The organism is Nocardiopsis aegyptia, from assembly GCF_013410755.1.
GTDB lineage: Bacteria > Actinomycetota > Actinomycetes > Streptosporangiales > Streptosporangiaceae > Nocardiopsis > Nocardiopsis aegyptia.
Genome location: NZ_JACCFS010000001.1, coordinates 1,937,240 through 1,958,259 on the forward strand (window position 1 = coordinate 1,937,240; position 21,020 = coordinate 1,958,259).

At 72.5% G+C, this 21,020-nt stretch carries 17 protein-coding genes; 8 read left to right on the forward strand and 9 right to left on the reverse strand.

The features are described from left to right. Nucleotides 1–99: 99 nt before the first annotated feature. Nucleotides 100–789, reverse strand: a complete 690-nt coding sequence (locus HNR10_RS08680) for a hypothetical protein (protein ID WP_179822276.1) — start codon at nt 787–789, stop codon at nt 100–102. Between the two features lie 175 nt (nt 790–964). On the opposite strand from HNR10_RS08680, the gene sppA reads away from it, so the two are divergent. Both sppA and HNR10_RS08690 read left to right on the forward strand, forming a co-directional pair. Then, on the forward strand, nt 965–2,701 hold the full coding sequence (gene sppA / locus HNR10_RS08685; protein WP_179822278.1) for a signal peptide peptidase SppA: 1,737 nt from the start codon (nt 965–967) through the stop codon (nt 2,699–2,701). Between the two features lie 14 nt (nt 2,702–2,715). Continuing rightward, nucleotides 2,716–3,174, forward strand: a complete 459-nt coding sequence (locus tag HNR10_RS08690) for a flavin reductase family protein (RefSeq protein ID WP_179829612.1) — start codon at nt 2,716–2,718, stop codon at nt 3,172–3,174. 499 nt (nt 3,175–3,673) lie between these two features. Here the strand turns inward: HNR10_RS08690 and HNR10_RS08695 are convergent, their stop codons facing one another. The 6 genes from HNR10_RS08695 to HNR10_RS08720 all read right to left on the reverse strand — a co-directional run bounded on the left by HNR10_RS08695 (nt 3,674) and on the right by HNR10_RS08720 (nt 9,179). Further along, nucleotides 3,674–4,573 carry an ABC transporter substrate-binding protein gene (locus tag HNR10_RS08695; RefSeq protein ID WP_179822280.1) on the reverse strand — a complete coding sequence of 300 codons (900 nt, stop codon included), beginning with the start codon at nt 4,571–4,573 and terminating at the stop codon, nt 3,674–3,676. A gap of 54 nt (nt 4,574–4,627) precedes the next feature. Next, nucleotides 4,628–5,332 carry an ABC transporter permease gene (locus HNR10_RS08700; RefSeq protein WP_179822282.1) on the reverse strand — a complete coding sequence of 235 codons (705 nt, stop codon included), beginning with the start codon at nt 5,330–5,332 and terminating at the stop codon, nt 4,628–4,630. 2 nt (nt 5,333–5,334) lie between these two features. After that, on the reverse strand, nt 5,335–6,138 hold the full coding sequence (locus HNR10_RS08705) for an ABC transporter permease (RefSeq protein WP_179822283.1): 804 nt from the start codon (nt 6,136–6,138) through the stop codon (nt 5,335–5,337). Then, complete coding sequence (locus tag HNR10_RS08710; RefSeq protein ID WP_179822285.1) at nt 6,135–7,250, reverse strand: ATP-binding cassette domain-containing protein; 1,116 nt, start codon at nt 7,248–7,250, stop codon at nt 6,135–6,137. The genes HNR10_RS08705 and HNR10_RS08710 overlap by 4 nt, the downstream gene beginning before the upstream one ends. A gap of 165 nt (nt 7,251–7,415) precedes the next feature. Beyond that, nucleotides 7,416–8,087 (reverse strand): HAD family hydrolase, encoded by a 672-nt coding sequence (locus HNR10_RS08715; RefSeq protein WP_312889176.1) that lies wholly within the window; start codon nt 8,085–8,087, stop codon nt 7,416–7,418. Between the two features lie 342 nt (nt 8,088–8,429). Then, nucleotides 8,430–9,179: an NUDIX hydrolase gene (locus tag HNR10_RS08720; protein ID WP_312889177.1), complete on the reverse strand. Its 750-nt coding sequence runs from the start codon at nt 9,177–9,179 to the stop codon at nt 8,430–8,432. Nucleotides 9,180–9,314: 135 nt separating this feature from the next. Between HNR10_RS08720 and nadA the strand changes: the two genes are divergently transcribed. Further along, on the forward strand, nt 9,315–10,313 hold the full coding sequence (nadA, locus tag HNR10_RS08725) for a quinolinate synthase NadA (RefSeq protein ID WP_179822286.1): 999 nt from the start codon (nt 9,315–9,317) through the stop codon (nt 10,311–10,313). A 164-nt stretch (nt 10,314–10,477) separates the two neighbouring features. Further along, nucleotides 10,478–11,920, forward strand: coding sequence for an RNA polymerase sigma factor (locus tag HNR10_RS08730; protein ID WP_179822288.1), 1,443 nt, complete (start codon nt 10,478–10,480; stop codon nt 11,918–11,920). 66 nt (nt 11,921–11,986) lie between these two features. On the opposite strand, the gene HNR10_RS08735 is transcribed toward HNR10_RS08730, so the two are convergent. Beyond that, complete coding sequence (locus HNR10_RS08735) at nt 11,987–12,643, reverse strand: TetR family transcriptional regulator (RefSeq protein WP_179822290.1); 657 nt, start codon at nt 12,641–12,643, stop codon at nt 11,987–11,989. Between the two features lie 348 nt (nt 12,644–12,991). Between HNR10_RS08735 and HNR10_RS08740 the strand changes: the two genes are divergently transcribed. From HNR10_RS08740 to HNR10_RS08755, 4 genes are all read left to right on the forward strand, one after another. Further along, complete coding sequence (locus HNR10_RS08740; protein WP_179822291.1) at nt 12,992–14,035, forward strand: MBL fold metallo-hydrolase; 1,044 nt, start codon at nt 12,992–12,994, stop codon at nt 14,033–14,035. Nucleotides 14,036–14,214: 179 nt separating this feature from the next. Continuing rightward, nucleotides 14,215–15,567, forward strand: coding sequence for a glycosyltransferase family 4 protein (locus HNR10_RS08745; RefSeq protein ID WP_179822293.1), 1,353 nt, complete (start codon nt 14,215–14,217; stop codon nt 15,565–15,567). A gap of 106 nt (nt 15,568–15,673) precedes the next feature. Further along, nucleotides 15,674–16,339: a class I SAM-dependent methyltransferase gene (locus HNR10_RS08750; protein WP_246406880.1), complete on the forward strand. Its 666-nt coding sequence runs from the start codon at nt 15,674–15,676 to the stop codon at nt 16,337–16,339. Beyond that, nucleotides 16,339–17,406 (forward strand): glucosidase family protein, encoded by a 1,068-nt coding sequence (locus tag HNR10_RS08755; RefSeq protein WP_179822295.1) that lies wholly within the window; start codon nt 16,339–16,341, stop codon nt 17,404–17,406. Before HNR10_RS08750 ends, HNR10_RS08755 begins: the two co-directional genes overlap by 1 nt. A 65-nt stretch (nt 17,407–17,471) precedes the next feature. On the opposite strand, the gene HNR10_RS08760 is transcribed toward HNR10_RS08755, so the two are convergent. Next, nucleotides 17,472–20,897 (reverse strand): transglycosylase domain-containing protein, encoded by a 3,426-nt coding sequence (locus HNR10_RS08760; RefSeq protein WP_179822296.1) that lies wholly within the window; start codon nt 20,895–20,897, stop codon nt 17,472–17,474. Between the last annotated feature and the right edge of the window lie 123 nt (nt 20,898–21,020).

Below are 21,020 nucleotides of genomic sequence, written 5' to 3' on the forward strand. Positions count from 1 at the left end.
ACGCCTACGACCCTACGGCCTCACCGGAGCGTCGGGACACCCGAACGGCCAATCGGACACCGTTCGCCCCGAACGTCCCCGGCACGGGCCGGAGCGCGCTCAGTCCTGGTATCCGGTGGTGTCCATCGAGGCGGCGATCTGGTCGTAGACGGCGTCGTACTGGGAGTCGGCCGACCACACGTACAGCAGCACGTCGCTGATCGGCAGGAACCACATGCGCACCTCGAACGAGTCGTCGTTGACGCACGTCACGTCCCACACGGTGTGGTTGGACTTCAGGCCGTCGGCGTGCTCGAACACGTCCTGGTAGGTGATGGTGGCGGAGTCGACGCCGATGTCGCCGGAGGCGGCCGTGTTGAGGCTGCGGCACTGGTCGGTGTTGTGCGCCCAGTCGTTGTCGTCCTGGAGTTCGTCGCCCCGGCCCGGCCAGTTCTGGGGGTGGCTCTCGGCGGCGTGGGGGGTGAGGCTCACCGAGCCGTAGGCGCACGCGGGCTGCCCGGGAGGCGACATGCACAGCGAACCGCCCTCGCTCTGCGTCTCCCAGTCGTCGGGCACGTCGATGGTGACGCCCTGGATCTCGGTGTTCGTGAAGCCCTCCGGGCCGGGGCGCTCCAGCGCCGGCATGACCCCGCTCTCACCGCGTTCGAGTTCGGCGCCACCGCCCTCCGAACCGCCCGAACAGGCGCTCAGCGCCAGCACCGCGACGGCCGCTGCCGCCCCCGCACCGACGCGTGCGCCGTGCGCTCGGAGCCGCCGCCCCTGGACGTGCCCGTCCGTCGTGCCAGCCATGCCTCGTCCCTCTCAGCCGTGCCCGTGCTCGAACCACAGTTGACCATAGGGCATCGGGTGCGGTTCAGGTCCGCCGCGAGGCAGGGCGGGCCACCCTCAACCGACGCCCACGGCGCGGTACCCCCCGTGCGATTCGAGGCCGGGAAGTGTGGACACGGGCTACTAGTCTGTGCCCATGGCCGACCTCTCGAAGATCACGCAGCCCTTGTCCCTCGCCCGGTTCGGGCCGCGTCCCCAAGGGCCGCTGGTCCTCGAACTGGACCTGACCGAGGGGATCGCCGACGAAGCCGCGCCCGACCCGGTCAGCCAGATCATGAACCGCCGCCGGCAGCACTACCTCGACGTCGTCGAGGGGATCCGCCGCGGCGCCCGCGACTCCGACGTGGCCGCCCTGGTGGTGCGGGTCGACGCGCGTTCGCTCGGGTTCGCGAAGGTCCAGGAGCTGCGCGACGCCGTCGCCGACTTCCGCGCCACCGGCAAGCCCGCCGTGGCCTGGGCCGACTCCTTCGGCGAGGCCGGCGCGGGCAACCTGCCCTACTACCTGGCGTGCGCGTTCTCCCGGGTGGTCATGGCGCCCACCGGCGTCCTGGGGCTGACCGGCCTGATCCTGCGCAGCACCTTCGTCAAGGGCGCCGTGGACAAGCTGGGCGTGAGCTTCGAGGTCGGCGCGCGCCACGAGTACAAGAACGCCGCCAACGGCGTGACCGAGACCGGCTTCACCGACGCCCACCGCGAGGCCAGCGACCGGATCGTCACGTCCCTGGGCGACCAGATCGTCGCGGCGGTGGCCGGCGCGCGCGACCTCACCGAGGAGAAGGTCCGGTCCCTGGTCTCCAGCGGACCCCTGCTGGCCGGCGAGGCGGTGGAGGCCGGGCTCCTGGACGGGCTCGCCTACCGCGACGAGGTCTACGCCGACCTGCTCCAGCAGGTGCGCGACCGGCACCCCAAGGCCCCCGAGCCGGAGCTGCGCTTCGTCACCCGCCACCACCGCAAGCACACGCCCGTGCCCCGGCCGAAGATCGCGGGCGGACCCGGATACATCGCGCTGATCAGCGCCAACGGAGCGATCAGCCTGGGCCGCTCGCGGCGCTCGCCGCTGGGCGGCGGCACCGTCATGGGCTCGGACACCGTCGCCGCGGCCTTCCGTGCCGCGCGCCGCGACCCGCAGGTCAAGGCCGTGGTGTTCCGGGTCGACAGCCGGGGCGGCTCGCCCACGGCCTCCGACGCGATCCGCCGCGAGTCGGCGCTGACCAGCGAGCAGGGCATCCCGGTCATCTCCGCGATGGGCGACTTCGCGGCGTCGGGCGGCTACTACGTGACCCTGGGCTCGGACGCCGTGGTCGCCCAGCCCGGGACACTGACCGGGTCGATCGGCGTCATCACGGCCAAGCCGGTGCTCGGCCCGCTCATGGAGCGGTTCGGCGTGACCACCGACTCGGTGAGTACCGGGGAGCACGCCGGGATGTTCCACACCGACCGCCCCTTCACCGAGTCCGAGTGGGAGCGCGTCAACGCTCTGCTGGACGAGATCTACGAGGACTTCCTCGCCAAGGTCGGCCGGTCGCGCGGCATGAGCCGCGACGAGGTGCACGAGGTCGCCCGCGGTCGGGTCTGGACCGGCGAGGACGCCCACCAGCGCGGTCTGGTCGACGAACTCGGCGGGTTGGAGACGGCCGTGCGCCTGGCCAGGGAGAAGGCGGACGCGGGCGCGCTGCCCCTGCGCGCGTTCCCCCGCGCGCACCCGCTGGACCGGTTCCGGCCGCACGAGTCGAGCGAGGACCTGGCCTCCGCGCAGCCGCAGAGCACCCTGGAGGCGTGGAGCGCCTGGGGTCCGCTGGAGCACGCCGCCCGGGCGCTGGGCCTGCCCGCGACGGGCGCGCTGACGATGGCGGGCGACTGGGAGGTCCGTTGACCTACCTGGACGCGATGGCCGCTCTGGCGACCGGCGTCGCCGTGGTCACGGTCGCCGACGGCCGCGACGACGTCGGCGCCACCGTGAGCGCGTTCCACTCGGTGTCGGTGGACCCGCCCATCGTGTCGGTGAGCGTGTCCGCCGCCGGCTACATGGCCGAGGTCATCGAGGAGGTCGGCGCCTTCGCGGTGAGCGTGCTGGGGGCCGGCCAGCGCGCGCTGGCCGGCCGTTTCGCCGCCGAGGGCCGGCCGAGCGCACGCCTGTTGGTCTCCGGGCAGCCGCACCACCGGGGCGAGCGCACACGCGCGATCGTCCTCGACGACGCCCTGTCCGCGTTGGAGTGCTCGGTGCGTCAGCGTGTGGAGGTGGGCGACCACGTCGTCTTCTTCGCCGACGTGACCGGCCTGCCCGCGGTCAGCGGCACCGGCCCGTCCCTGGTGCGCTGGTCGGGCCGCTACCACACGGTCGGCTGACCCCCCGGCCCGGAAGGGCCGGAAGGGGCCTGGTGGGTCCGCTCATTCCTCGCGGACCCACCAGGCCCCGGTCTGAAGTGCCCCGAGCCGAAGCGGTCCCGCTCAACAGCCCCCGGGAGGTAAAGGTGAGCGGGACCGCCCGCCGGAGCCCCCAGTGGGTCAGTGGTAGGCGGTACTGCCCGCGAGCCCCAAGTGGGCAAAGGGGAGCAGGACCATCCGCCCCGCCGGGGGTCGAATCTCAGCGATTCCGCCCGCCGGGACCCCTGTGAGAGCCCAGCGATCCCACCCCCCGGATCCCCAGGGGGTGAGAGGTGAGCGGTTCAACCTGCGGGGACCACTGGGGGGTTGGTCCGGGCCAAAGCGAGGAACGAGCGGAGGCCCAAAGAAGGCACTGGGGTGAGGGGCGCGCCGGTGCCTGCAGGAGGAGTCTCTGCCGCCAGCGAGCTTGCGAGCCAGGCAGTAGCGACGACGAAGGACCCGGCATGAAGCGCCCCGAACCCTAACCGAGCCCCTCCTCCTCCAGCCACTCCTGGGCGACGTCGGCGGCGTCCTCGTTGTCCACGACCACCCGCTCGTTGAGCGCGGTGAGCGCCTCGGTCGTCAGCGCGGCGGACACGGAGTTGAGCGCCTCGCGCGCGGTGGCGTCGACCTGGTCGGAGTGGATCAGCGGCGTGATGTTCTGCGCCCCGAAGAGGTTCTCCGGGTCCTCCAGCACCACGAAGTCCTCCACCGCGATCTGCGGGTCGGTGGTGAACAGGTTGGCGGCCTGGATGTCGCCGTCCAGCAGCGCCTGGGTCAGCAGCGCGACCTCCAGCGAGCGGAACTCCTGGAACTCGATCCCGTAGACCTCCTCCAGCCCCACCACGCCCTGGTGGCGGGTCTCGAACTCCGGCGGCCCGCCCAGCACCAGCTCGTCGGCGACGTCGGCCAGGTCCGCGAGGCTGGTCAGGCCGTGCTCCTCGGCGATCTCGCCGGTGACGGTCACCGAGTCCTTGTTCTCGGCGCTGGAGGAGTCCAGGATCTCCAGGGACTCCGGCAGCGCCTCCTCCACCAGCGCGTTGGTCTCCTCGCTGCTGCCGGTGGGCGCGTCCTCGTCGAGGTAGGCCAGGGTCGCGCCGTTGTACTCGGGGAACACCGACAGGTTGCCGGACTCGATCTGGGAGTAGTAGACCTCCCGGCTGCCGATGTTGAGCTGGTAGTCGACGTCGACGCCCTGCGCCTCCATCGCGCGGCCGTAGATCTGGGCGAGCAGGGTGCTCTCGGGGAAGTCGGCGGAGCCGATGACGACGGTGCCGGTGTCGCCGCCGGGCGACGTCTCCTCCTGGTAGGGATCGCTTCCACCGCACGCGCTCAGCACCAGCGCCAGGGGAAGCCCGATGAGGGCGATCCTCTTGTGCATGTCCAAACCTCTCTCTCGGGACCGTCGCGGCACTGGGGGCCGGGATCGGCTCGGCTATCGGGCCGACGCGGCCTCGGCACGGAGTCCGGGTGCGACCAGCACGCGGCGCAGCCCGGCGAACAGGAGCGTGGTGACCACGGCCAGCGACACCACGAGGATCGAACCGCCCAGCATCATCGACAGGTCCTGGCGGGCCTGGCCGTCGACGATGTAGCGCCCCAGCCCGCCCACGCCCACGTAGGCGGCGATGGTCGCGGTCGCCACGACCTGCACGGCGGCGGTGCGCATACCGATGAGGACCAGCGGCGCGGCCACGGGCAGCTCCAGCTTGAACAGGACCTCGCGTCCGCGCATCCCCATGCCCAGCGCCGCGTCCTTGAGCCGCGACTCGACACCGCGCACCCCCTCGTGGGTGTTGACCAGGATCGGCGGGACCGCGAGCGCCACCAGCGCGCACAGGACGGGGACGAGCCCGATCCCGGCCAGCAGCACGATGAGGAAGAGCACGCCGATGGTGGGCAGCGCCCGGGCGAAGTTGGCCAGGCTCGTGGTGAGGAAGCCGCCCACGCCCGTGTGCCCGGTCAGCAGGCCCAGGGGCACGGCGATCGCGGTCGCCACCAGCAGCGCGAGCACGGAGTAGTACACGTGCTCGGCCAGCCGCACGGGGATGCCGGACGGCCCCGTCCACTGGGCGGGGTCGGTGAACCACTGTTCGACCCCGCACAGCACGCCGGTGTCGATCGCGCACAGGATCTCCATGGCTACCTCTTCCCCGCGGTGGTCGTGAGGTCGGCGGCCACGGCCGCGCCCTCGGCGGGCGCCGCCGCCGCGGTGCGGCGCCGGCGCCGGTTCGCGCGGATGCCCCGCCCGCCGCCTCCGCCGCCGTCCCGGCGGGCCCACGGCGTGAGCAGGCGCTGGGCGAGCACGAGCACGGCGTCGGTGACCAGGGCGAGCAGCACCGTCAGCACGATGCCCACGACGATGGGCGCGTCGAACTGGCGGCGGAAGCCCTCGCTGAGGATGAGCCGGCCCAGCCCGCCCAGGCCGATCAGCGAGGCGACGCTGACCATGCTGATGGTGGCCACCGAGGCCACCCGCAGCCCGGCGATGATCACCGGCACCGCCACGGGCGTCTCGACGAAGACCAGCCGGCGCAGCGGCCCGAAGCCCATGGCCACGGCCGCCTGGCGTACGTGCTCGGGCACCTGGCGCAGCCCGTCGACCACGTTGGGCAGCAGGATCACCAGGGTGTACACGGTCAGCGGCACGACCGCCGTCCAGTCGCTGAAGCCGGTGTAGGGCAGCATCAGGAAGAACAGCGCGATGGAGGGCACCGCGTACAGGACGTTCACGCCGGTCAGGACCGGCGGGTACAGGCGCTTCCAGCGGGCGCACGCCAGACCCAGCGGCAGGGCCACCAGCAGGCCCAGCAGGATGGGCGCGTAGGCCAGGCGCATGTGCTCCAGCAGGCGGGGCAGGATGCCGCGGTCGGGCTCGCCGGGGTGGCTCCAGTTGGCCACGCCCCACTCGACGACGCCGAGTGTCCAGTCCCAGGCCGCGTTCACTCCGACACCGACCAGATCGCGGCGCCCAGGTCGTCCTGGGACACGAAGCCCACGACGCACCCGTCCTCGTCCACGCCGACCGCGCGCCCGGCCGGGGAGAGCACGGCCGCGTCCAGCGCGGCGCGCAGGGAGTCGGTGGCGACGTTGAAGGTGTGGCCGTAGGGCGCCAGGTCCAGGCCGCCGAGCACGACGCCGGTGGGCGCCTCGGCCAGCTGCCGGTCGCTCACCCATCCCAGCGGCGTGCGGTCGCGCGCCACGACCAGCGCCCAGGGCACGCCGGTCGCCTCCAGCGCCGTTCGGGCCCGCTCGACCCGGTCCTCCTCCTCGAAGACGCCGCCGTCGTCCAGCGCCAGGTCGCGCGCGGGGAAGAACGACAGGCGGCGCACCCCGCGGTCGTAGCCGATGAAGGACTCCACGAAGTCGTCCACGGGCGCGGCGAGCAGCCGTTCGGGGGCGTCGTACTGGGCGAGCACGCCGCCCGGCCGGAACACGGCGATCCGGTCGCCCAGGCGCACGGCCTCGTCGATGTCGTGCGTGACGAAGACGATCGTCTTGCGCAGCTCCTTCTGCAGGCGCAGCAGCTCGTCCTGGAGGCTGGCGCGCACGACCGGGTCGACCGCGCTGAAGGGCTCGTCCATGAGCAGGACGGGCGGGTCGGCGGCCAGGGCGCGGGCCACGCCCACGCGCTGCTGCTGCCCGCCGGAGAGCTGGTGGGGGTAGCGGCGCCCCTGGGAGGACTCCAGGCCCACGAGTTCCATGAGCTCGGCGGCGCGCGCCCGGGCCCTGCCCCGCCGCCATCCGAGCAGGAGGGGGACGGTGGCGATGTTGTCCAGGACCGTACGGTGCGGGAAGAGGCCGGCCTGCTGGATGACGTAGCCGATGGAGCGCCGCAGGACCGCCGGGTCCTGGCCGCGGATGTCGTGGCCGTCGATGCGCACGGTCCCGCTGGTGGGCTCGACCATGCGGTTGATCATCCGCAGGGAGGTGGTCTTGCCGCTGCCGGAGGGCCCCACGAAGACCGTGGTCCGTCCCGTCGCGACGGTGAGGTCGAGGCCGGCGACGGCGACCGTGCCGTCGGGGTAGTGCTTGGCCGCGCCCTCGAACGTGATCATCGGGGTCGTCTCCATTCGGGGCAGGGGTGCGGGAGGTCCGCCTCCGTGGGCGGTGTGGCGCCGCCAGATTCGCACGTTACCCACGCTTAGCGGGATCAAACGGTCGACACGCCGCTCGCGGCGCAGAAGGCGGACAGGTGTTCGCACACCCGCGCGGGGATCCGCTCAGCCGCGCTCGGCGGTCCACGAGGCGAGCTGGTGCAGGTCGTCCAGCACGGCGTCGGCGCGGTCGGCGCCGGGCTCGGCGGCGTGGCGGTAGCCGTACAGGCCGCGCCGCAGCAGGACCGTGCGCATCCCGGCGCGTCCGGCGGGCAGGACGTCGTTGTCGACGCGGTCGCCCACGTAGAGGACCTCGTCGGCGGTCAGTCCGGGTCTCGACCGCGCGGCCAGGGCGAGGGTCCGGTCGAAGAACGCGGGGTCGGGCTTGGCCACGCCCCAGTCGTCGGAGATGCCGATGCCGTCCACACCCAGCTCCATCGCGGCCAGGACGGGACCGGCCTCGGGCGGCTGGTTGCCGGCGATCACCAGGGAGAGCCCGGCCTCGCGCATGGCCTTGAACGCGGGGCGCACGTCGGGGTAGAGGTCGCGCTCGGTGAAGTGCTCGCGCTCGCCGTCGGGGTCCTCGGCCCGCCAGCGCTCGCTCTCGGCCGCCAGGTCGAATCCGGGTACGAGCAGGCGGAAGCCGTCGGTCAGCGTCCCGCCGGAGGCGATGACACCGCCGATGGTGCCGAAGAACGCCATGTGCGGGATACCGAACCGGTCCGCCCAGCGCGCGAAGATCCGCGTCTCGTCGACCAGCGTCTCACCGACGTCGAACACCACAGTACGAATTGCCACAGTCGCAGAGTCTAGGCCCTGTTCGTCCCCTTTCCCGCGCGAGGCCACCCCGCCCGCCGCCCCCAGGGGGTCAAAGGTCAGCGTGGCCGCTCACCGCACCCCCAGGGGTCGAAGAGGATTGGTCTCGCTCACGGTAACCCCAGGGGTTGAAGGCGATTGGTCCCACTGACGGTGACCACAGGGGGTCTGTCCGGGCCGAAGCGAGGCACGAGCGGAGGCCCAAAGAAAGCAGGGGTGAGGGGCGCGCCGGTGCCTGCAGGAGGAGACGTGGCCGCAGCGAGGAACGAGCAAGGCGAGTCGACGACGAAGGCCCCGGCGTGAGGCGCCCTGAACCCACCCCGTCTAAGGGCGCCCGAACTCGCCCGAGGGCGGGCGCAGGACGGCGAAGGCGTCGGTGACCTCCAGCCCCCGCACGCGGAACCGGAACAGCGCGGCGGGCCGCCCGCCGGAGCGGCCCGAGGGGACCGAGCGGCCGGTCTCCTCGATCTGGCCGCGCCGCAGGAGCACCCGGCGCAGGTTCGTGGCCGCCACGTCGTGCCCGAGGGCCGCCCGGTAGTAGCCCGACAGCTCCGACATCGTGAACTCCGGCGGCGCCAGCGCGAAGCCCACGTTGGTGTAGCTCAGCTTCGAGCGCAGCCGCTGGCGGCCCGAGCGCACGATGGAGGCGTGGTCGAAGGCCATCGGCGGCAGGTCGGCGGCGGCGTGCCAGCCGGTGTCGGCGGGCACCACCGGGTCGATGTGGGCGGGCGCGAGTCCGAGGTAGGCGGTGGCCAGCGTCCGCCGCAGCGGATGCCGGTCGGGGTCGCTGCGCGTCTCCAGCTGCTCCAGGTGAGAGAGATCACGTACGTCGACCTTCTGGGCGAGCTGACGGCGGATGGAGGCACCCAGGCTCTCGTTCGGCCCGAGCCGTCCACCGGGCAGCGCCCACTCCCCCTCGCACGGGGGCAGGGCCCTGCGCCACAGCAGAACGCACAGCTCACCGTCCCGAATCTGCAGTACCACCGCGAGCGCCTCGTGGGCGGACAGCGCCGCCTCACCGGTCGTGGTGCGGACGGGGTCCGCCGCCTGTCCGTTTGCTTCCGGGATATCCACCCTGTCCCTTCCGTTCCCCGCCATGTTATTCTTCATCAGGTTTGTGCCTGACAGACGAAAACCGCTCAGCTGCACAGACCAGCCACGGCACGGCGCCAGAACGACGTGCCCACAGCCTCGAGGAAGTAGTAGGACATGGCACCGGTCACCGCTCCTGCGGACACCATGACCAGGCAGGAATGGGCCGCCGAGGTCCGTCGCCTGGCAGACGAGCGCGACGCCGTCATCCTCGCGCACAACTACATGCGCCCGGAAATCCAGGACGTCGCCCACCACACCGGCGACTCCCTCGCGCTGTCCCGTCTGGCCGCGACCGCCGACGCCGGGACCATTGTCTTCTGTGGCGTGCACTTCATGGCCGAAACCGCGAAGATCCTCGCTCCGGAGAAGACCATCCTGCTGCCCGACCCCGACGCCGGGTGCTCGCTGGCCGACACCATCACGGCCGAGGACGTGCGCGCCTGGAAGGCCGAGCACCCCGGCGCGGTCGTCGTCGCCTACGTCAACACCACCGCGGCGGTCAAGGCCGAGACCGACATCTGCTGCACCTCCTCCAACGCGGCCGACGTCATCCGCTCCATCCCCGAGGACCGCGAGATCCTCTTCCTCCCGGACCAGTTCCTGGGCGCCCACGTCAAGCGGGTCACCGGGCGGGACAACATCCACATCTGGATGGGCGAGTGCCACGTGCACGCCGGTATCGACGGCCACACCCTGCGCGAGCGCGTGGCCGCCGAGCCCGACGCGGAGGTCTACGTCCACCCCGAGTGCGGCTGCGCCACCTCCGCCCTCTACCTCGTGGGCAGCGGCGCGGTCCCCGAGGACCGCGTCAAGGTCCTGTCCACCGGCGGCATGCTCACCGCAGCGGAGAACACCACGGCCTCCAAGGTCCTCATCGCGACCGAGACCGGCATGCTGCACCAGCTGCGCAACGCCAACTCCACCACGACCTTCGAAGCGGTCAACTCGCGCGCCGAGTGCCACTACATGAAGATGATCAACGCCGACAACCTGCTCGGCGCACTGCGCCACGGCACGACCGAGATCACCGTCGACGAGCGCACCGCGGAGCGCGCCCGCCGCTCCGTCGAGCGCATGATCGCGATCGGTTCGCCCTCCAGGGGCGGCGAGTAGCGACGGACGACCGGCCTGGTCAGCCCGGCTCCCGGCGGGGAGCCGGGCACCGTTCCGGCGGACTTCGGGTTACAGAAGGCTTACCTTCAAGCCACAGCTCGCCATTTCACCCACGCGACCGGCCTCCCCCCGCTACGTTCACGGAAGGAAGCGGGGGGAGAAACGTGACCAGAGTTAACGAAACCGACGAACCGGCGGAAGTCGAGGCGCTCTACGACGCCTTCGCACCCGCGCTGTACCGGTACGCCTGGTCACTGTTGGGCGGCGGCGCCGACCCCGGACGCGCCACCACCGCCGCGCGCACCGCCGACCACGGCGGCCAGGACACCCGGGAGACCGGCGGCGACCCGGTCGCCGAGGCCGTCCACGACGCCCTGGTCGCGGGCGTGGTCCTGGACGGCGAACGCGCCGACCCCGCCGACCGCGGCCCCTGGCTCTACGCCCTGACCCGCTCCGCCTGTCAGCGGCGCGGCTTCGCGCACACCTGCCCCTACACCCGCCTGGCCACCGTGCCCGCCGAGGCACCGGTCGCCCGGATGTTCTCCCGCCTGCCCGCCAGCCACCGCGAACTGGTCGAGCTCAACCTGCGCCACGCCCTGTCCACCGGCGCCGTCGCCCGCGTCCTGGGCCTGGACGACCAGATCTGCGGCGAACTCTCCCGCTCGGCGATCCGCCGCGCCGCCGAGGGCCTGGAGGGCATCGACCCCCACCAGCGCCCCCTGGCCCTGGGTGAGGAGGACCCCTCCACCACCGGATGGCGCGCCAAGGTCCAGCAGGTCTCCTCCGCCCTGGCCCTGCTGCGCCCGCCCGGCCCGCCGCCCGCGCTGCGCGCCCTGGTCGTGCGCACCAGCACCGACCCCGCGCTGGCCGAGGAGCGCGAGCACATCGCCGCGGCCATGCACCCGCTCACCAGCGACGGATACCCCCTGCACCGCTCGCGCCTGACCAGACCGGTGGAGGAGGAGGCCGCCGCTCCCGCCGAGCCCGCCGCCGAACCGCTGCCGCGCGCCCTGCCCGGGGACCGGCTCACCACCCGCGACCACCCCGTGCGCACCGAGACCGTCACCCGGCTTCCCGGCCCCGACGGCACCGGCGGCGGCGACGAGGCGGGGACGACCCGCCGCCGGTGGCCGCTGCCGGCCGTCTCCGGCGTCGCCACGGTCGTCGTGGCGGTCGCCCTGTGGTCGTGGGCCAGCGCCGTCGGCGGACCCACCGCCGTGATCGGCACCGGCCCGGTCGACGCCGAACAGAGCCCTTCGAGGGAGGTGGAGGCGGTCTCGACCGCCTCGGACGGCAAACCGGCCGCCGGTCCGACCGACCGGACCACCCAGGTGCCCGGCACCGGCACGGTCCAGGAGACCACCGAGCAGGCGCCCGCCCAGGACGGGACGGAGCCGTCGGCGACCGAGCAGGACGCGACCGGCACACCCGAGGACGGCGGCGACGAGGCGACAGCGCCGCCCGCACCGGAGGCTCCCAGCGAGTCGCCCTCGGACGAGCCGTCCGACAGCGGCCAGGACGAGGGGGACGACGGCGGGCTGCCCGAGGAGGACCCGGGCGGCGGACTGCTGACCGGGCTGTGGGACTTCCTCGTCGGCGGTGGCTGAGGGCCGCGGGAAGCGGGAAGCGGGGAGCGGGATGCGGGATGCGGTCGGCCGGGCGGGAGCCCGGCCTCAGAAGGAGGCGAGCAGGCGTTCGGCGGCCACGTGCAGCCGGCGCTCCACCTCGTCGACGTCGCGGCGGCCCTTGAGGATCTCCACCAGCTCGAAGATCCACACGCTGGTCAGTGAGCTCACCAGCACGTAGCCGGTGCTCTCCCGGTCGACACTGGTCCCGGCGGCGGTACCGGAGTCCTCGCCCTCACCCTCGGCCCCGTGCCCGGCGGCCCTCGCGCCCTCCAGGGCACCGGTGGCCACCCGCCACACGAGGTCGGAGATCCGCACGTCCAGCTCCATCTTGACCTCGGCCATGATGAGCGAGCGGACCAGCGCGTCGGCGAGTTCGGGCTCGCGCATCAGCCCCCGGGTGGCGCGCAGGAAGACGTCGACGGCGCGGCCGGCGGGGGTGTCGGCGGTCGGCGGGCGCCGGACGATCCCGCCCTCCAACAGGTCGAGTTCCTCGGTGACCACGGCCACCACGAGGTCCATCTTGGAGGGGAAGTACCGGTAGAGGGTGCCCAGGGCGACTCCCGCGCGCTCGGCGACCGAGCGCATCTGCATGGCCTCCACACCTCCGCGCACGGCCAGCGCGGCCGCCGTCTGGACGATGCGCTTGCGGCGCTGGGTCTGGGTTCGCGACATCGCTCCACTCGGTGATGCGTGCACCGCCACAGGACTCTCTCCCCTTCGTCGTCGACCCGGGCCCCGCCAACCTGACCCGGACGATCCACCAGCTGTCGCGGCCGACGCTCTGGGAGGAACACCAGCCTGATGAGAACACGTTATCTAACGCATTCCCTCCCGCGCAGCCGTTGGAACCCATGACGCACGCCTCATTGCCCGACGTGGCAGTAACAATACGAAGCTTGGACCCGGGGTTTCGGGTCACCCCGGAAGGCTTTGTAGAATATGTTCTAATTGCGCGGGATCGGGTGACTTGCCCACCCGGCGCCCGGTCGGCCCTCGGCGCGCACCTAGTATCGAACCAGATTCGGTTTCTAGTGGAGAGGGTGCCCCCCGATGCCTGACGTTCCCCCGGTCGAGGACATCGGCGACGGCGTGTGGAGCCTGCCGGTCCCCATCCCCGGCAACCCGCTCGGCTTCACCTACGTCTACCTGCTCACCGGCTCCGAGGGCCCCGTCCTCGTCGACACCGGCTGGAACCACGACGAGTCCTGGGACGCCCTCGTCGAAGGCGTCAAACAGACCGGCCACACCATGGACCAGATCCGCGGAGCCGTCCTCACCCACTTCCACCCCGACCACACCGGGCTCGTCGGGCGGCTGCGCGAGCACTCCGACGCCTGGACCGCCATGCACCCGGCCGACATCGCCGTCACCGAGCGCCTGGCCGCGGCGAGCGAGACCGAACGCGCCGACTCCATCGCCGACCAACTCCTCCTCGCCGGATTCCCCGCCGAGGACCTCGACGCCTTCCGCGCCGACCCCCACGTCCTCGCCCCGCCGGCCGTGCCCGACCTCGTCCTCGCCGACGGTGCCACCGTCGACCTGCCCGGACGCGACCTGCGCGCGGTATGGACACCGGGCCACACCCCCGGCCACCTGTGCCTGCACCTGGCCGACGGCGGACTCCTCTTCACCGGCGACCACGTCCTTCCGCGCATCACCCCGCACGTGGGCCAGTTCCCCCTCGACTCCCCCGACGGCGACCCGCTGGGCGACTTCCTGCGCTCCCAGGATCGCGTGAGCCGCCTGCCCGGCGCCGACCGCCTCCTGTGCCTTCCCTCACACGAGACCCGCTTCCGCGGCACCCCCGCACGCGCGGGCGAGATCACCGCCCACCACGAGGAGCGCCTCGACCAGATCGCCGCCCTGCTCGGCGACGGCCCCGCCACCCTGTGGGACGTCACCTCCCGACTGCCCTGGCGGCGCTCCTGGTCGGACATGCGGCTGATGGCGCGCCACATGGCCGCCTCGGAGACCGCCGCCCACCTGCGCACGCTGGAGGAGCGCCGGCGCGCCGCCCGGACCACCTCCCCGGGCCCCGGCACCGCGCCCCTGCCGCGCTGGGTCGCCGTTCGCTCCTCCGGGCGCCCCGCATAGGATCCGTGTACCAACCAGCCCGGCGCCGACCCGGACATGACTGCCGAGTAACATATGGGGCGCCCACGCCTGTTCAACGGCGAACACGCGCACCCGCGCCGGCGGTGACGACCACCCCGCCGACGCTCCCGCGACGCACGGCGGCGACCGGGCCCGCGACCCAACGAAGAGGTGGACTCTTGACCCAGTCGGGCCACAGCACGGGACCGTCCCCCCGGCCTGCCGACGACCGCCCCCTGCGCGTCGCCCTGCTCTCCTACCGGAGCAAGGAGCACTGCGGCGGCCAGGGCGTCTACGTCCGCCACCTCTCCCGGGAACTGGCCGCGCTCGGCCACCAGGTCACCGTCTTCTCCGGCCAGCCCTACCCCGTCCTCGACGAGGGCGTCACCCTGGAGAAGGTCCCCTCCCTGGACCTCTACAACGACGTCGACCCCTTCACCACCCCGCCCGTGCGCGAGTGGCGTGACTGGATCGACGTCCTGGAGGTCGCCACCATGTGGACCGCCGGCTTCCCCGAGCCCCTCACCTTCTCGCTGCGCGCCAACCGCGCGCTGCGCCGCCGCCTGGCCGACTTCGACGTCGTCCACGACAACCAGACCCTCGGCTGGGGCCTGCTCGGCGTCCGGGCCGCCGGCCTACCGCTGGTCACCACCATCCACCACCCCATCAGCGTGGACCGCCGCATCGAACTCGCCGAGGCCCGCGGCCTGCAGAAGCTGTCCAAGCGCCGCTGGTACGGGTTCGTGTCCATGCAGGCCAGGGTCGCCCGCAGACTCGACCCGATCCTCGTCCCCTCCCGTTCCTCCGCCGACGACATCGCCCGCGAGTTCGGCGTCGACCCCGCCACCATGGAGGTCACCCCGCTCGGCGTCGACACCCGCTACTTCCACCCCCGCCCCGAGGTCGAACGCGTCCCCGGCCGCATCGTGTGCACCGCAAGCGCCGACAGCCCCCTCAAGGGCGTGGGAACCCTGCTGCGCGCCGCCGCCAAACTCGCCACCGAGCGCGAGGTCTCCCTGACCATCGTCAGCCGCCCCAAACCGGGCGGCCCCACCGACCGGCTCGTGGACGAACTGGGCCTGCGCGACCGCGTCGAGTTCGTCAACGGCATCGACGACACCGCCCTGGCCACCCTCATCGCCTCCGCCCAGGTCGCGGTCGTCCCCTCCTTCTACGAGGGCTTCTCCCTGCCCGCCGTGGAGGCGATGGCCTGCGCGACCCCGCTGGTCGCCAGCCACGCCGGCGCCCTGCCCGAGGTCGTCGGCACCGACGGCGACGCCGGGCGCCTGGTCCCCCCGGGCGACCCCGACGTCCTGGCCGGGGCGCTCGGCGCCCTCCTGGACGACGACCGGGAGCGCGACCGCATGGGCGCCGCCGCCTGGCGGCGTGTCCAGGAACGCTTCACCTGGAGCGCCGTCGCCGAACTCACCGCCCGGCGCTACGCCGACACCATCGCCGCCGTCACGGGCCGCCGCCCCGCCGACGGCGACACCCGGCCCGCCTCCGCGCGGGCCCGCGCGAACGGCGCCTGACCCCGGCGGGCCGCGCAGCACGTCCCGCATCTTCCACGAGGAGCCTCCACTGATCACCGTCGACTTCAACCTGTTCCCCGTCGGCCCGGGCCGACGCGTGCTCGACCTGGGCTGCGGCGGTGGCCGCCACGCCTTCGAGATCTACCGCCGCGGCGCCGACGTCGTGGCCTTCGACCAGAACGTCGGCGACCTCGCCGAGGTCGACACCATGTTCGCGGCCATGCGCGCCGAGGGTGAGGCCCCCGAGGGCGCGACCGCCGAGACCGTCAAGGGCGACGCCCTGGACATGCCCTTCGACGACGCGAGCTTCGACCGCGTCGTGGCCGCCGAGATCTTCGAGCACCTGCCGCACGACACCGCCGCGATGCGGGAACTGTTCCGCGTGCTCAAGCCCGGCGGGATCGCGGCGGTGACGGTACCGAGCTTCCTGCCCGAACGCCTGTGCTGGGCGCTGTCGGAGCAGTACCACACCAACGAGGGCGGGCACATCCGCATCTACACGCGCGCCGAACTGGAGGCCAAGCTCAAGGCCACCGGGTTCGAGATCGGCCCGCACCACCACGCGCACGCCCTGCACGCGCCGTACTGGTGGATCAAGTGCGCGGTGGGCACCGACAACGACGACCACCCGCTGGCCCAGGCCTACCACCGGATGCTGGTATGGGACATGCTCCAGGCCCCGAAGGTCACCCGCGTGGCCGAGCGGCTGCTCAACCCGGTGATCGGCAAGAGCGTCGTGGTGTACGTGCGCAAGCCGCGTACCGCCGCCTGATGGGGGCCGCCGCCCCCGCCGCCGAGGCCCTGCGCCTGCCGGGCCTGCTCAGCGCCGAGGAGCTGATCCGCTCCGCCGACTACCTGGTGCACAGCCAGGAGCCCGACGGGGCGCTCCCGTGGTTCCCGGGCGGGCACACCGACGTGTGGGACCACGTCGAGTGCGCCATGGCCCTGACCGTGACCGGCACGGCCGTGCCCGCGCACGCCGAGGCCGCCCGCCGCGCCTACCGGTGGCTGGAGCGGACCCGGCTCCCGGACGGCGGCTGGCCGGCCAAGTTCCGCCAGGGCAGGGCCGTGACCGGGCTGCGCGAGGCCAACCACGCCGCCTACCCCGCGGTCGGCCTGTTCCACCACCTGCTCACCACCGGCGACTCCGGCTTCGCCGCACGGATGTGGCCCGTGGTGGACAGCGGGCTGGAGTTCGTGCTGGCCCTGCGCGGGGAGCACGGCGAGATCCTGTGGGCACGCGACGAGGACGGCTCCGCGGGGGACCACGCCCTGCTCACGGTGTGCGCGAGCGTGCACCACGCACTGCGCTGCGGTGCCGCGCTCGGCGCCCGGCTCGGCCACGACCGCCCCGAGTGGACGGCCGCCGCCGACACGCTGGCCGTGCTCATCAACGAGCACGAGGACCTGTTCGCCGACCGCGCCCGCTTCTCGATGGACTGGTTCTATCCCGTCCTGGGCGGCGCGGTGCGCGGGGTGGCCGCCAAGGAGCGCATCCGGGACCGCTGGGACCGGTTCGTGGTGGCCGGACTGGGCGTGCGCTGCGTGAGCGACCAGCCGTGGGTCACCGCGGCGGAGTCCTCGGAGCTGGTGCTGGCCCTGGCCGCCATGGGCGAGCACGAGACGGCGGTCCGGATCCTGCGCGAGGTCCAGCACCTGCGCGACGCCGACGACGGCGTCTACTGGACGGGCTACCAGTTCGCCGAACAGGTGCGCTGGCCCGTCGAGCGGAGTACGTGGACCTCGGCGGCGGTGATCCTGGCGGTGGACGCCCTCACCCGCACCACGGAGGGCTCCCGGATCTTCCTGCACACCTGGGACGACACCCCGCGACCGTGAAGACGCCCCCGTCCCGCCTCAGGGCGGAACGGGGGCGTCGTCGTTCTCACGGGCGCCGTTCGGCGCTACTCCTCTTCCTCGCGCGGGGGCGGGAAGATCGTGCCGCCGTCACCGGGCTCACCCGTGCCCGGGTCCTCGGTTCCGTCGCCCCCGGTGCCCGGGTCCGGCGGAGCCGGCTCGACCGGAACCTCCGGCTCGGGCTCGACCGGAACCTCCGGCTCCGGGTCCACCGGGACGTCGGTGACGTCGTCGTCATTCTCCACCGGTGCGTCCGGGGTCTCCGTGGACAGGTCCGGCGCCCAGTTCTCGTTCGTGCCGACGAACGCCGGCCCTGGGAAGGAGGCGGGTTCGAACTCCGACACCACCGCCGACATGTAGGTGTTCCAGATCGTCGACGGCAGGCCGACACTGGAGATGTTCTGCCCCGGGATGGTGAAGGCGCTGTTGCTGTCGCTGTACACGCCGACGGACGTCGAGAGCTGCGGCGTGTAGCCCACGAACCAGGCCGCGGCGGTTCCACCGTTCTGCTCGTCCCTGACGGTTCCCGTCTTGCCCGCGGTGGGGTGGTTCGGGTCCCACAGGTTCGCGTTCCGGCCGGTACCGCTGTTGGCGACGCCCTCCAGGGCGTAGGTCAGGTCCGCGGCGACGTCCTCGGAGAAGGCCCGGTCGCTCTCCACCTCCGGGCGCTCGTTCTCGCCCTCGGAGTTGACGATCTCCCTGACCACGTGCGCCTCGACGTGCGTGCCGCCGTTGGCGAAGGTCCCGTACCCGCTCGCCTGGTCGATGGGCCGGACGCTGTTCGCGCCCAGCGGCATGACCGGGACGAGCTGGTTGTCCGTGATGCTGTTCTCCGGCAGGCCCGCGTCGTAGGCGGTCTGACGGATCTCCTCGAAGCCCACCCGCTGGGCGAGCTCGATGTACCCGAGGTTGTTGGAGACCTGGGTCGCCTGGCTGAGCGTCATGACGCCGCCGGGCGCGTTGCCCGCGTTCTGGATGGTCGAGCCGTTGATGGTCTGCGGGCCGCGACCGTCCACGGTCGTGTTCAGGCCGATGCCCTGCTTCAGCGCAGTGGCCAGCACATAGGGCTTGAACGCCGATCCGGCCTGCGCCGAACCGAGGAACGAGCTGTCGTACTGGTTGTCGTTGTAGTCGTGGCCGCCGAAGAAGGCCAGCACCTCACCGGTCTCCGGGTCGACGGTGCTCAGACCGATGTTGATCCCCTCGGGCATGTCCTCCTGCGGCACGATCCCGGTGACCGCGTCGTAGGCGGCGTCCATCATGTCCTTGTCGAACGTGGTGACGATCCGGTAGCCCTGCCGGTTGATCATGTCCTCGGTGTAGCCGAGCCGCTCCAGCTCGCTCATCGCCTCCTGGAGCATGTAGCCCCGGTACCCGCTCAGGTCCATTCCGGGCGTGGCCCGTTCGGGCTCCGGGGTCGGGAACTCCATCTTGTCGGCCTCGGACTGGCTGATGCTGCCGGTGGTGACCATGCCGTCGACGACGTACTGCCAGCGCTGCTCCATCTCGGGCGTCGTCTCCACGTCGGCCGTACCGAAGTGGCTCGGCTGCTGGATCGCGGCCGCCAGGAAGGCGGCCTCTCCACGGCTGAGGTCCTGGACGTCCTTGTGGTAGTACGCCTCCGCGGCGGCCTGCACGCCGTACGCCTGGCGGCCGAAGTAGATGGTGTTGAGATACTGCTCCATCACCCACTCCTTCGACTCGCTCTGGTCGATCTTGATGGCGATGATGATCTCTTGGATCTTCCGGCTGACCGTCTGCTCGCGGGAGACGCCCTCGTAGTAGTTGCGGACCATCTGCTGGGTCACGGTGGACCCGCCCTGGACCTGCTGGCCGGTGATGGTCGACCACACGGCACGGGTGGTGCCGCGCACCGAGACGCCGGGCTCCGTCCAGAAGCCGCGGTCCTCGGCGGAGATCACCGCGTCGACGATGTGGTCGCCGCCCTCGGTCATCTCGGAGTAGGAGATGATCTCGCGGTCGTCCCCGCGTTCGGCGAAGGCGGTCTCACCGTCGGAGTAGTAGAAGGTGGAGCTCTCCGTGAGGGCGTCGGCCTGGGCCGCGTCGGGGACCTCGATCGTGGTGTAGAGGAAGGCGAAGGCGGCGCAGCCGGCGATGACGCCGAGACCCGCGACGATGAGGAACACGCGCAGGATCCGCCACCACAGCGGCTTCTTGGCCTTGCCCCCCTTCTTGCCCTTGCCGCCCTTGGAGCCGCCCGGACCCGTCGGTCCACCCGGACCACCGGGTCCCTTGGGCCCGCCCGGGCCGGAGGGGCCACCGGGCCCGTGGGACAGCGGTGCGGCGCCGGAGGCGGCCGCGCCGGACGTGCCCGGGGCTCCCTGCCCATCGGGGCCACCGTGGCCTGCGGAGGCGTGCGAGGCGTCGGCACCGGTGTCCGCGGTCTCCGGCGTGTGCGGAGTACCCGACGCGCCGGCGCCGTCCGAGTACGAAGCGGCGCCCACCACTCCGGGCAGGCCCGCGGCTCCGGCCGCGGCGGCCGCCGAGGAGGATCCAGCGGCGGGCGTGTCGCCCGAAGCCGTCCTGTCCCCACCATCGGGCCGCGCGGCCGTCTCCGTGAGGTTGAGGCCCTCCGGCGGCGTCGAGGTGTGCTGCGAGAGCCGGCGGGGCTCCGGCCACAGCGAGGGCTCGACATCGTCCGGAGCGGTGCTGAAGGACGGTGTGCCCTCGGCGGGCGTGCCGGACGCGCCGGGACCGCCCGCCTGCTCCGCCGCAGCGGACGTGTCAGGGGGGTCGGTCTCAGCGGCGGCCGCGTGTTCGGTGTCCGACGTGTCCCGGTCGGAGGAGTCCGTACCGGTCCGCTCGGCGGCGGGTGCGGGCTTGGCGAACCAGTCCGTTCCGGCGGGCGCCGTCGTCTCCTCCGGAGCGTCCGGCGCAGCCGGTTCGGCGGGTTCGGCCGACTCGGCCGTGTCCGCCCCGATGACGGGAATCTGCTCCGTCGCGGGTTCGGTGTCGGAGTCTCCGGTTGACGCGTCATCGGACTCGGGCACGACGGGCTCGGGCTCGACCGCGGAGGAGGGGAAGGCTCCGGGCCCGTCCGTGTCGTCGGTCTCCCGCGCCTCCGTGTCCGAAACAGCGTCCGGATCGGCGCCGGCATCGGTGTCGTCCTGGGCGTCACCGTCGGAGTCGGAGTCGAAGCCCTGCTCGGCAAGGCTACGGGCGACCCGCTCACGGAAGAACGAACCGCTGGTCTTGAAGGTGATCGGGCTGATGAACTCGGGCTCCGGCTGCTCGGGCCGGTCGTCCGTGGAGTCGCCGGAGTCCGTGGACACGGATTCCGCGCCCTCGACGACGGGTGCCCCGTCCTCAGGAGTGTTCTGTGCGGACAGTGCCTCAGCAGAGGTGTCTCTGGTCTCCGGCGTGTGTTCCTCGGGACGCTGTCCGTCCGTCCCGTCCGCGCCGTGTGTGCTCTCGCTCAGCTCCCCGCCCCCATGGCAAATCACGTCCGGCACCGTGCCGTCCTGATGTTTGACGCGCGGGTACCCCGGATCGGTTCAGTTCGAGTCTGGGCCGAAGCGGTATTTCGGGGATTTCGCCAACGTCGCTTCGCCCTCGTCGCCACGATACCCGCCCGT